Annotated in this window: 16 protein-coding genes; all 16 read left to right on the top strand. The window is 66.9% G+C overall.

All coding sequences use genetic code 11. The annotated features are described in order from the left end of the window. Nucleotides 1-9: 9 nt before the first annotated feature. The 16 genes from rpsL to rplN all read left to right on the top strand — a co-directional run bounded on the left by rpsL (nucleotide 10) and on the right by rplN (nucleotide 10584). Nucleotides 10-384, top strand: a complete 375-nt coding sequence (gene rpsL, locus ACGIF2_RS13035; protein WP_066582331.1) for a 30S ribosomal protein S12 — start codon at nucleotides 10-12, stop codon at nucleotides 382-384. Further along, nucleotides 384-854 carry a 30S ribosomal protein S7 gene (gene rpsG / locus ACGIF2_RS13030; RefSeq protein WP_066582332.1) on the top strand — a complete coding sequence of 157 codons (471 nt, stop codon included), beginning with the start codon at nucleotides 384-386 and terminating at the stop codon, nucleotides 852-854. Before rpsL ends, rpsG begins: the two co-directional genes overlap by 1 nt. 48 nt (nucleotides 855-902) lie before the next feature. Further along, nucleotides 903-3005: an elongation factor G gene (gene fusA, locus ACGIF2_RS13025; RefSeq protein ID WP_396047257.1), complete on the top strand. Its 2103-nt coding sequence runs from the start codon at nucleotides 903-905 to the stop codon at nucleotides 3003-3005. A 126-nt stretch (nucleotides 3006-3131) separates the two neighbouring features. Next, nucleotides 3132-4325: an elongation factor Tu gene (gene tuf / locus ACGIF2_RS13020; RefSeq protein ID WP_396047255.1), complete on the top strand. Its 1194-nt coding sequence runs from the start codon at nucleotides 3132-3134 to the stop codon at nucleotides 4323-4325. Nucleotides 4326-4681: 356 nt separating this feature from the next. Then, a complete protein-coding gene (gene rpsJ, locus ACGIF2_RS13015; protein ID WP_012867945.1) occupies nucleotides 4682-4990 on the top strand; it encodes a 30S ribosomal protein S10 in 309 nt (102 codons plus the stop codon). A gap of 22 nt (nucleotides 4991-5012) precedes the next feature. Then, entirely contained in the window at nucleotides 5013-5672 is a 660-nt protein-coding gene (gene rplC, locus ACGIF2_RS13010; protein ID WP_396047253.1) for a 50S ribosomal protein L3, read from the top strand. Nucleotides 5673-5676: 4 nt separating this feature from the next. Beyond that, entirely contained in the window at nucleotides 5677-6369 is a 693-nt protein-coding gene (rplD, locus tag ACGIF2_RS13005; protein ID WP_396047251.1) for a 50S ribosomal protein L4, read from the top strand. Then, a complete protein-coding gene (gene rplW, locus ACGIF2_RS13000) occupies nucleotides 6366-6671 on the top strand; it encodes a 50S ribosomal protein L23 (RefSeq protein ID WP_396047249.1) in 306 nt (101 codons plus the stop codon). The genes rplD and rplW overlap by 4 nt, the downstream gene beginning before the upstream one ends. A 36-nt stretch (nucleotides 6672-6707) precedes the next feature. Next, a complete protein-coding gene (gene rplB / locus ACGIF2_RS12995) occupies nucleotides 6708-7544 on the top strand; it encodes a 50S ribosomal protein L2 (protein ID WP_396047247.1) in 837 nt (278 codons plus the stop codon). 12 nt (nucleotides 7545-7556) lie between these two features. Next, a complete protein-coding gene (gene rpsS, locus ACGIF2_RS12990) occupies nucleotides 7557-7838 on the top strand; it encodes a 30S ribosomal protein S19 (RefSeq protein WP_066582339.1) in 282 nt (93 codons plus the stop codon). A gap of 58 nt (nucleotides 7839-7896) precedes the next feature. Continuing rightward, nucleotides 7897-8268 (top strand): 50S ribosomal protein L22, encoded by a 372-nt coding sequence (gene rplV, locus ACGIF2_RS12985; protein WP_396047245.1) that lies wholly within the window; start codon nucleotides 7897-7899, stop codon nucleotides 8266-8268. Then, the gene (gene rpsC / locus ACGIF2_RS12980) at nucleotides 8268-9098 is read left to right on the top strand and encodes a 30S ribosomal protein S3 (RefSeq protein WP_396047243.1); all 831 of its coding nucleotides are present in this window, start codon (nucleotides 8268-8270) and stop codon (nucleotides 9096-9098) included. Before rplV ends, rpsC begins: the two co-directional genes overlap by 1 nt. Before the next feature lie 3 nt (nucleotides 9099-9101). Continuing rightward, on the top strand, nucleotides 9102-9518 hold the full coding sequence (rplP, locus tag ACGIF2_RS12975; RefSeq protein ID WP_396047241.1) for a 50S ribosomal protein L16: 417 nt from the start codon (nucleotides 9102-9104) through the stop codon (nucleotides 9516-9518). Then, nucleotides 9518-9757, top strand: coding sequence for a 50S ribosomal protein L29 (rpmC, locus tag ACGIF2_RS12970; protein WP_034625876.1), 240 nt, complete (start codon nucleotides 9518-9520; stop codon nucleotides 9755-9757). Before rplP ends, rpmC begins: the two co-directional genes overlap by 1 nt. A 7-nt stretch (nucleotides 9758-9764) precedes the next feature. Continuing rightward, nucleotides 9765-10082, top strand: a complete 318-nt coding sequence (gene rpsQ / locus ACGIF2_RS12965) for a 30S ribosomal protein S17 (protein WP_396047239.1) — start codon at nucleotides 9765-9767, stop codon at nucleotides 10080-10082. Between the two features lie 133 nt (nucleotides 10083-10215). Beyond that, complete coding sequence (rplN, locus tag ACGIF2_RS12960) at nucleotides 10216-10584, top strand: 50S ribosomal protein L14 (protein WP_396047237.1); 369 nt, start codon at nucleotides 10216-10218, stop codon at nucleotides 10582-10584. The last annotated feature ends 1 nt before the right edge of the window (nucleotide 10585 follow it).

The raw sequence follows: 10585 nt of genomic DNA, 5'->3' as shown, positions 1-10585 counted from the left end.
GGAGACGTAGTGCCTACGATCCAGCAGCTGGTCCGCAAGGGCCGGCAGCCGAAGACCAACAAGTCGAAGACTCCCGCCCTCAAGGGCAGCCCGCAGCGCCGCGGTGTGTGCACCCGCGTCTACACGACCACCCCGAAGAAGCCGAACTCGGCTCTCCGCAAGGTCGCGCGCGTCAAGCTGTCCAGCGGTATCGAGGTCACCGCCTACATCCCCGGCGTCGGTCACAACCTGCAGGAGCACTCGATCGTGCTCGTGCGCGGCGGCCGCGTGAAGGACCTTCCCGGTGTCCGTTACAAGATCGTCCGTGGCGCGCTCGACACGCAGGGCGTGAAGAACCGCAAGCAGGCTCGCAGCCGTTACGGCGCGAAGAAGGGCAGCAACTGATGCCTCGCAAGGGTCCGGCCCCGAAGCGGCCGCTCATCGTCGACCCGGTCTACGGATCGCCCGTCGTCACGCAGCTCATCAACAAGGTCCTCCTCGACGGCAAGAAGTCCGTCGCCGAGTCGATCGTCTACGGCGCCCTCGAGGGCGTGCGCGAGAAGACGCAGGGCGACCCGGTCGTCGTGCTCAAGCGTGCGCTCGAGAACGTCCGCCCGGCCCTCGAGGTGCGTTCGCGCCGCGTCGGTGGCGCGACCTACCAGGTGCCCGTCGAGGTCCGCCCGGTGCGTTCCACGACGCTCGCGCTGCGCTGGCTCACGGACTACTCGCGGGCACGCCGCGAGAAGACGATGACCGAGCGCCTCATGAACGAGATCCTCGACGCCAGCAACGGCCTGGGCGCAGCGGTCAAGCGCCGCGAGGACATGCACAAGATGGCCGAGTCCAACAAGGCGTTCGCGCACTACCGCTGGTGATCACCACGGACCGCGAACTTCCGAGCCAACCGACAAGGGGCTGAACACGTGGCACTGGACGTGCTGACGGACCTGAACAAGGTCCGCAACATCGGCATCATGGCGCACATCGATGCCGGCAAGACGACGACCACCGAGCGGATCCTCTTCTACACCGGGGTCAACTACAAGATCGGTGAGACGCACGACGGCGCGTCGACGATGGACTGGATGGAGCAGGAGCAGGAGCGCGGCATCACGATCACGTCGGCCGCGACGACCTGCTACTGGCACGACAACCAGATCAACATCATCGACACCCCGGGCCACGTCGACTTCACGGTCGAGGTCGAGCGCTCGCTGCGCGTCCTCGACGGTGCGGTCGCGGTGTTCGACGGCAAGGAGGGCGTGGAGCCCCAGTCGGAGACCGTCTGGCGTCAGGCCGACAAGTACGACGTCCCGCGCATCTGCTTCGTCAACAAGATGGACAAGCTGGGCGCTGACTTCTACTTCACGGTCAAGACGATCGTCGACCGCCTCAAGGCCAAGCCGCTGGTCATCCAGCTGCCCATCGGCTCCGAGAGCGACTTCACGGGCGTCGTCGACCTGGTCGAGATGCGCGCCCTCGTGTGGCGCGGCGAGACCGCGCTCGGCGAGGCGTACTCGATCGAGGAGATCCCGGCCGACCTGCTCGAGAAGGCTGAGCAGTACCGCGCCGAGCTGCTCGAGGCGGTCGCAGAGGCCGACGAGGAGCTGCTCGAGAAGTACCTCGGTGGCGAGGAGCCGACGGTCGCCGAGCTCAAGGCCGGCATCCGCAAGCTCACGATCCAGAGCCTGGCGTACCCGGTGCTGTGCGGCTCGGCGTTCAAGAACAAGGGCGTCCAGCCCATGCTCGACGCCGTGATCGACTACCTGCCGACCCCGCTCGACGTCCCCGCCGTCCAGGGGCACGACGTCAAGGACGAGGAGGTCATCGTCGAGCGTCACCCCGACGCGACCGAGCCGTTCTCGGCGCTCGCGTTCAAGGTCGCGACGCACCCGTTCTTCGGCAAGCTCACCTACGTCCGGGTGTACTCGGGCAAGGTCTCGCAGGGCGCCCAGGTGCTCAACGCGACCAAGGGCAAGAAGGAGCGCATCGGGAAGCTCTTCCAGATGCACTCCAACAAGGAGAACCCGGTCGACGAGGCCACGGCAGGCCACATCTACGCGTTCATCGGCCTGAAGGACGTCACCACGGGTGACACCCTGTGCGACCCGAGCGCGCCCGTCGTGCTCGAGTCCATGACGTTCCCCGAGCCGGTCATCGACGTGGCCATCGAGCCGAAGACGAAGGCCGACCAGGAGAAGCTCTCGATCGCGATCCAGAAGCTCGCCGAGGAGGACCCGACGTTCCGGGTGCGCCTCGACGACGAGACCGGCCAGACCGTCATCGGCGGCATGGGCGAGCTCCACCTGGACATCCTCGTCGACCGCATGCGTCGCGAGTTCAAGGTCGAGGCGAACGTCGGCAAGCCGCAGGTCGCCTACCGTGAGACCATCCGTCGCGCGGTCGAGAAGATCGACTACGTGCACAAGAAGCAGACCGGTGGCTCGGGCCAGTACGCGAAGGTCCAGATGTCCTTCGAGCCGCTCGACCCGGCCGAGGGCGAGCTCTACGAGTTCGACAACAAGGTGACCGGTGGTCGCATCCCGCGGGAGTACATCCCGTCGGTCGACGCCGGTATCCAGAGCGCGATGCAGCTCGGCGTCCTGGCGGGCTTCCCGCTCGTGGGCGTCAAGGCGATCCTGCTCGACGGCGCAGCGCACGACGTCGACTCCTCGGAGATGGCGTTCAAGATCGCCGGCTCGATGATCCTCAAGGAAGCAGTGCGCAAGGCCGACCCGGTTCTTCTGGAGCCGGTCATGGCCGTCGAGGTGCGCACCCCCGAGGACTACATGGGTGAGGTCATCGGCGACATCAACTCTCGCCGAGGCATGATCCAGTCCATGGAGGACGCGACGGGCGTGAAGGTCATCCGTGCCCTCGTGCCGCTCTCCGAGATGTTCGGGTACGTCGGTGACCTGCGGTCGAAGACCCAGGGTCGCGCGGTGTACTCGATGCAGTTCGACAGCTACTCCGAGGTTCCTCGGAACGTTGCCGAAGAGATCATCAAGAAGACCCGGGGCGAGTAAGTCCCACAGGTCGCAACCTGTAGTTCCACCACACACAACCGACCCGTAGGACCGCACGCTCCGCAGGAGTCATCCGGATTCCCTGCGTCGTTCGGCATTCTCTACCAGAGTCCTGAGGAGGACCCAGTGGGCAAGGCCAAGTTCGAGCGGACCAAGCCGCACGTCAACATCGGGACCATCGGTCACGTCGACCATGGCAAGACGACGCTGACTGCCGCGATCTCGAAGGTGCTGCACGACAAGTACCCCGACCTGAACCCCTTCACGCCGTTCGACGAGATCGACAAGGCGCCCGAGGAGAAGCAGCGCGGTATCACGATCAACATCGCGCACGTCGAGTACCAGACCGAGAAGCGCCACTACGCGCACGTCGACGCGCCTGGGCACGCCGACTACATCAAGAACATGATCACGGGTGCCGCGCAGATGGACGGCGCGATCCTCGTGGTCGCGGCGACCGACGGCCCCATGGCCCAGACGCGTGAGCACGTGCTGCTCGCCCGTCAGGTCGGCGTCCCGTACCTGCTCGTCGCGCTGAACAAGACCGACATGGTCGACGACGAGGAGATCCTGGACCTCGTCGAGATGGAGGTGCGCGAGCTCCTCACGTCGCAGGGCTTCGCGGGCGACGACGTCCCCGTGGTGCGCGTGTCCGGCCTCAAGGCGCTCGAGGGCGACCCGGTCTGGGTCAAGTCCGTCGAGGACCTGCTGGACGCCGTCGACGAGAACGTCCCGGACCCGGTCCGCGAGATCGACAAGCCGTTCCTCATGCCCATCGAGGACGTCTTCACGATCACCGGTCGTGGCACGGTCGTCACCGGTCGTGTCGAGCGCGGCTCGCTCAAGGTGAACGAGGAGGTGGAGATCGTCGGCATCAAGGAGAAGGCGATCAAGACCACGGTCACCGGCGTCGAGATGTTCCGCAAGCTGCTCGACTACGCCGAGGCCGGCGAGAACGTCGGTCTGCTTCTTCGTGGCACGAAGCGCGAAGAGGTCGAGCGCGGCCAGGTCGTCGTCAAGCCGGGTTCGATCACGCCCCACACCGAGTTCGAGGGCCAGGTCTACATCCTGGCCAAGGACGAGGGTGGCCGTCACAACCCGTTCTACGGCAACTACCGTCCCCAGTTCTACTTCCGCACGACGGACGTCACCGGCGTCATCACGCTGCCCGAGGGCACCGAGATGGTCATGCCTGGTGACAACACCGAGATCACCGTGCAGCTGATCCAGCCGATCGCCATGGAAGAGGGCCTCGGCTTCGCCATCCGCGAGGGTGGCCGGACCGTCGGCTCGGGCAAGGTCATCAAGATCATCAAGTGATGTCCTGCAGGGCCCGGACGTTCGCGTCCGGGCCCTGCGCATGTCCCCGTGCAGGGATCCATCGGGATCCCGACGGGGGCGAGTTGGTCATCGGTGCCATGTTCTGGCACACTGTTCAGGTTGCCCGGTGCGGGCGCGCGCACTCGTGCGCGAGCGCCGATATCGCCGGGCAGAGACACGTTGAGAGCTCTGCGGGCCCCGGGGTCACCCGGCGGCGGAGAGCTCAGACAGCACACAACGACCTCGTTCCGGCCGACTCGGCACGGGATGCAGCGCAAGGATGTGTCACGCAAGGCGACACGCCCGAGTGCGGGGGTCGGACAGAAGCGGTTCGAGAGAGAGAAGTAGACGACGCCATGGCGGGACAGAAGATCCGCATCCGGCTCAAGTCCTACGACCACGAGGTCATCGACAGCTCGGCGCGCAAGATCGTCGACACGGTGACTCGCGCTGGTGCGACGGTCGTGGGCCCGGTGCCGCTGCCGACGGAGAAGAACGTCTTCTGCGTCATCCGGTCGCCTCACAAGTACAAGGACAGCCGCGAGCACTTCGAGATGCGCACGCACAAGCGGCTCATCGACATCATCGATCCCACGCCGAAGGCGGTCGACTCGCTCATGCGTCTCGACCTGCCGGCTGACGTGAACATCGAGATCAAGCTCTGACGCTGGGAAGGAACTGATCTTTATGACCACCCAGCAGAATGCGCGCCCCGTCACGGCGCTGCTCGGCACCAAGCTCGGCATGACGCAGGTCTGGGACGCCAACGGGCGTCTCGTCCCCGTCACCGTGCTGCAGGTCGGGACGAACGTCGTGACGCAGGTCCGCTCCGCTGAGACGGACGGGTACACCGCGGTCCAGCTGGCCTATGGCCAGATCGACCCGCGCAAGGTGACCCAGCCGCTGAAGGGCCACTTCGAGAAGGCCGGGGTCACCCCCCGCCGGCACGTGGCCGAGATCCGCACCACCGACGCCTCCGAGTACACGCTCGGCCAGGAGATCACCGCTGCCGTCTTCGAGGCCGGCACTCTGGTGGACGTCGTCGGCACGACCAAGGGCAAGGGCACTGCCGGTGTCATGAAGCGTCACGGCTTCCACGGCGTCGGTGCCTCCCACGGTGCACACCGCAACCACCGCAAGCCGGGCTCGATCGGTGGGGCCTCGACCCCGTCGCGAGTCTTCAAGGGCGTGCGCATGGCGGGTCGGATGGGTGTCGACCGCCAGACCACGCAGAACCTGACCGTCCACGCGGTCGACGCCGAGAAGGGCCTGGTGCTCGTCAAGGGCGCCGTTCCGGGCCCCAAGGGTGGCGTCGTCGTCGTGCGCTCCGCAGTGAAGGGGGCATGACCCCATGTCTGACACGCTGACGGTCGACGTGGTCGACCCGACGGGCAAGAAGGCCGGCACGACCGACCTTCCCGCCGAGGTCTTCGACGTCCAGACCAACGTCCCGCTGATCCACCAGGTCGTCGTCGCGCAGCTCGCGGCGGCACGCCAGGGCACCGCCTCGACGAAGACTCGTGGCGAGGTCCGTGGTGGCGGCAAGAAGCCCTACAAGCAGAAGGGCACCGGCCGCGCCCGTCAGGGCTCGACCCGCGCCCCCCAGTTCGCCGGTGGTGGCGTGGTCCACGGACCGACCCCGCGCGACTACAGCCAGCGGACCCCGAAGAAGATGAAGGCCGCGGCGCTCCGCGGTGCCCTCTCGGACCGCGCCCGTGCCGGTCGTGTGCACGTCGTCTCCGGGTTCGCCCCGGGCGCCGCGCCCTCGACCAAGTCGGCACTCAACGTCCTCGCGAACCTGTCGGGTCGCAAGAACGTCCTCGTCGTGGTCGAGCGCCAGGACGAGATCACGTGGAAGTCGCTGCGGAACGTCGAGCGGGTTCACCTGCTGGTCGCCGACCAGCTCAACACCTACGACGTCCTGATCTCGGACGACGTCGTGTTCACGCAGGGTGCGCTCGACGCGTTCCTCGCAGGACCGGCGAAGGGTCGCTCGGCCACGGCCAGTGCGACCTCGACCGAGGCTGAGGAGGAGAGCAAGTGAGCGCCACCGTCGGCAAGGACCCGCGGGACATCCTGCTCGCGCCGGTCGTCTCGGAGAAGAGCTACGGGCTGCTCGACGAGGGCAAGTACACCTTCCTCGTGGACCCGCGCTCGAACAAGACCGAGATCAAGATCGCTGTCGAGCAGATCTTCTCGGTCAAGGTCGCTTCGGTGAACACGGTCAACCGCAAGGGCAAGTCGCGGCGGACCAAGTTCGGCATCGGCCGACGCAAGGACACCAAGCGTGCGATCGTCACCCTCCGTGAGGGCTCGATCGACATCTTCGGCGGACCGGTCGGCTGAACGCCGGACCTGAGAGCAGATTGAGGACAGATCCCCATGGGAATCCGCAAGTACAAGCCGACGACGCCAGGGCGCCGCGGCGCAAGCGTCGCCGACTTCGTCGAGATCACGCGCTCCACGCCGGAGAAGTCGCTGGTTCGTCCGCTGCACAAGACGGGTGGCCGTAACGCCACCGGTCGGGTGACCATGCGTCACCAGGGCGGCGGCCACAAGCGTGCCTACCGCGTGATCGACTTCCGTCGTCACGACAAGGACGGCGTTCCGGCGAAGGTCGCGCACATCGAGTACGACCCCAACCGCACGGCGCGCATCGCGCTGCTGCACTACGCGGACGGCGAGAAGCGCTACATCATCGCGCCGAACAAGCTCCGCCAGGGCGACATGATCGAGAACGGTCCTGGCGCCGACATCAAGCCCGGCAACAACCTGCCGCTGCGCAACATCCCGACCGGTACGACGATCCACGCCATCGAGCTCAAGCCCGGTGGCGGCGCGAAGATCGCCCGTTCGGCTGGTGCGTCGGTGCAGCTCGTCGCCAAGGACGGCCCGTACGCGCAGCTGCGCATGCCGTCCGGCGAGATCCGCAACGTCGACCTGCGCTGCCGCGCGACGGTCGGCGAGGTGGGCAACGCCGAGCAGTCCAACATCAACTGGGGCAAGGCCGGCCGCATGCGTTGGAAGGGCAAGCGCCCCTCCGTCCGTGGTGTCGCCATGAACCCGATCGACCACCCGCACGGTGGTGGTGAGGGCAAGACGTCCGGTGGACGTCACCCCGTGAGCCCGTGGGGCCAGCCCGAGGGCCGTACCCGTCGTCCGAACAAGCCGAGCGACAAGCTCATCGTGCGCCGCCGGCGCACCGGCAAGAAGCGCTGATAGGAGCCTGAGATGCCACGCAGCCTGAAGAAGGGCCCGTTCGTCGACGGACACCTGCAGAAGAAGGTCGACGTTCAGAACGAGAAGGGGACCAAGAGCGTCATCAAGACGTGGTCCCGTCGGTCGGTCATCACGCCCGACTTCCTCGGCCACACGTTCGCGGTGCACGACGGCCGCAAGCACACGCCGGTCTTCGTCACCGAGGCGATGGTCGGGCACAAGCTGGGCGAGTTCGCTCCCACCCGGACGTTCCGCGGCCACGAGAAGGACGACCGGAAGGGCCGTCGCCGCTGACCCCCGGGTCAGCCAGGTGACGTCCCAGACGGCGACGAGACAAGAAGGCAGGACAGCAATGGAAGCCAAGGCGAAGGCGCGGTTCGTCCGCGTCACGCCCCAGAAGGCCCGGCGCGTCGTGGACCTCATCCGTGGCAAGCAGGCCGGCGAGGCCGTGGCGGTGCTGAAGTTCGCGCCGCAGGCCGCGGGGGAGACCGTCCTCAAGGTGGTCGAGAGTGCGATCGCCAACGCCCGTGAGGCCGCGAAGCGGTCCAACGAGCGTCTGGACGAGAACGACCTCTACATCTCCGAGGTGTTCGTCGACGAGGGCCCGACACTCAAGCGGTTCCGTCCGCGGGCGCAGGGTCGTGCGAGCCAGATCCTCAAGCGCACCAGCCACATCACCGTGGTTGTTGCCGAGCGTGAGAGCACGAAGGGAAGGGCCCGATAGTGGGACATAAGGTCAGCCCGCTCGGGTACCGCCTGGGCATCACGACAGACCACCGTTCGCGCTGGTTCTCCGACTCCACCAAGCCGGGGCAGCGCTACCGCGACTACGTCCGCGAGGACGTCGAGATCCGCAAGCTCATGGCCACCGGCCTCGAGCGTGCGGGCATCGCCAAGGTCGAGATCGAGCGCACCCGCGACCGGGTCCGCGTCGACATCCACACCGCCCGCCCGGGCATCGTCATCGGGCGTCGTGGCGCGGAGGCCGACCGCATCCGCGGCGAGCTCGAGAAGCTCACCGGCAAGCAGGTGCAGCTGAACATCCTCGAGGTCAAGAACGCCGAGATCGAGGCCCAGCTCGTCGCTCAGGGCATCGCCGAGCAGCTCGCGAGCCGCGTGTCGTTCCGACGCGCGATGCGCAAGGGCATGCAGAGCGCCCAGCGCGCCGGCGCCAAGGGCATCCGGGTGCAGGTCTCCGGCCGCCTCGGCGGCGCGGAGATGAGCCGTACCGAGTTCTACCGCGAGGGACGCGTGCCGCTGCACACCCTCCGGGCGTTCATCGACTACGGCTTCTACGAGGCCCGCACGACCTTCGGCCGCATCGGCGTGAAGGTCTGGATCTACAAGGGCGACATGACGGAGAAGGACTTCGCCCGCGAGCAGGCGACCCAGGCTCCGCGTCCCGCCCGCGGTCCGCGTACGGACCGTGCCGAGCGTCCCGCACGTGGCGGCGCACGTCGCCCCGAGCGGACCGAGGCTCCGGCCGAGGGCTCGGCTGCCGAGGCCCCCGCGGCCGCGGCGACCCCCGCACCTGAGACCGGAACGGAGGCCTGAGCCGTGCTTATCCCGCGCAGGCTGAAGCACCGCAAGCAGCACCACCCGGGGCGCTCCGGCGCCGCGACCGGTGGCACGCAGATCTCGTTCGGTGAGTACGGCATCCAGGCTCTCGAGCCTGCCTACGTCACGAACCGGCAGATCGAGGCTGCTCGTATCGCGATGACCCGCCACATCAAGCGTGGCGGCAAGGTCTGGATCAACATCTACCCGGACCGCCCCATCACCAAGAAGCCCGCCGAGACCCGCATGGGTTCCGGTAAGGGTTCGCCCGAGTGGTGGATCGCCAATGTCAAGCCGGGCCGAGTTCTCTTCGAGCTCGCCGGTGTCCCGGAGCCCCTGGCTCGCGAGGCCATGCGCCGCGCGCAGCACAAGCTCCCGATGAAGACCCGTTTTGTGGTTCGCGAGGGTGGTAACTGATGGCTATCGGAACCAAGGACCTGGCTCCCAGCGAGCTGGACGCCTTCGACGACGAGCGCCTCGTGGCTGAGCTGAAGAAGGCCAAGGAGGAGCTGTTCAACCTCCGCTTCCAGTCGGCGACGGGTCAGCTCGAGAGCCACGGGCGGCTCAAGGCCGTGCGTCGCGACATCGCGCGGATCTACACGATCCTGCGTGAGCGCGAGCTCGGCATCCGTACTGCCCCGAGCGCGAGCGAGTGAGGTCACGATGAGCGCGAACACTGAGAAGGTCGAGGCGGCCACCGCCGCCGAGGAGACCACGGCCACCGCCGCCCACCGCCCCCACCGCAAGACGCGGCGTGGGTACGTGGTCAGCGACAAGATGCAGAAGACCGTCGTGGTCGAGGTCGAGGACCGGGTCAAGCACCCGCTCTACGGCAAGGTCATCCGGCGGACCAGCAAGGTCAAGGTGCACGACGAGGCCGGCACCGCAGGTGTCGGTGACCTCGTCACCATCATGGAGACCCGTCCGATCTCGGCGACGAAGCGGTTCCGCATCGTCGAGATCATCGAGAAGGCCAAGTAGTACCGCAGTACTCAGAGTTGCCCACGGGCCTCGTGGGGCTGGATCAGCCCCACGAGGCGACGTGTGCACGACGGCAACTATCCGTTCGGCCAGGCTCGTTCGCGAGAACCGGCAGACGACAGGAGTTCAGTAGATGATTCAGCAGGAGTCGCGACTTCGTGTCGCCGACAACACGGGTGCCAAGGAGATCCTTTGCATCCGCGTTCTCGGTGGCTCCGGTCGCCGCTACGCCGGTATCGGCGACGTCATCGTCGCCACCGTCAAGGATGCGATCCCGGGCGGCAACGTCAAGAAGGGTGATGTCGTCAAGGCGGTCATCGTCCGCACCAAGAAGGAGCGTCGGCGTCCCGACGGCTCGTACATCAAGTTCGACGAGAACGCGGCCGTGATCCTCAAGAACGACGGTGAGCCTCGCGGTACTCGCATCTTCGGTCCCGTGGGGCGCGAGCTGCGTGACAAGAAGTTCATGAAGATCATCTCGCTGGCTCCGGAGGTGCTCTGAC

This window comes from Cellulomonas sp. P22, assembly GCF_044392165.1.
Note: the sequence above shows the minus strand (reverse complement) of the source record. Positions and strands in the feature narration are given on the sequence as shown.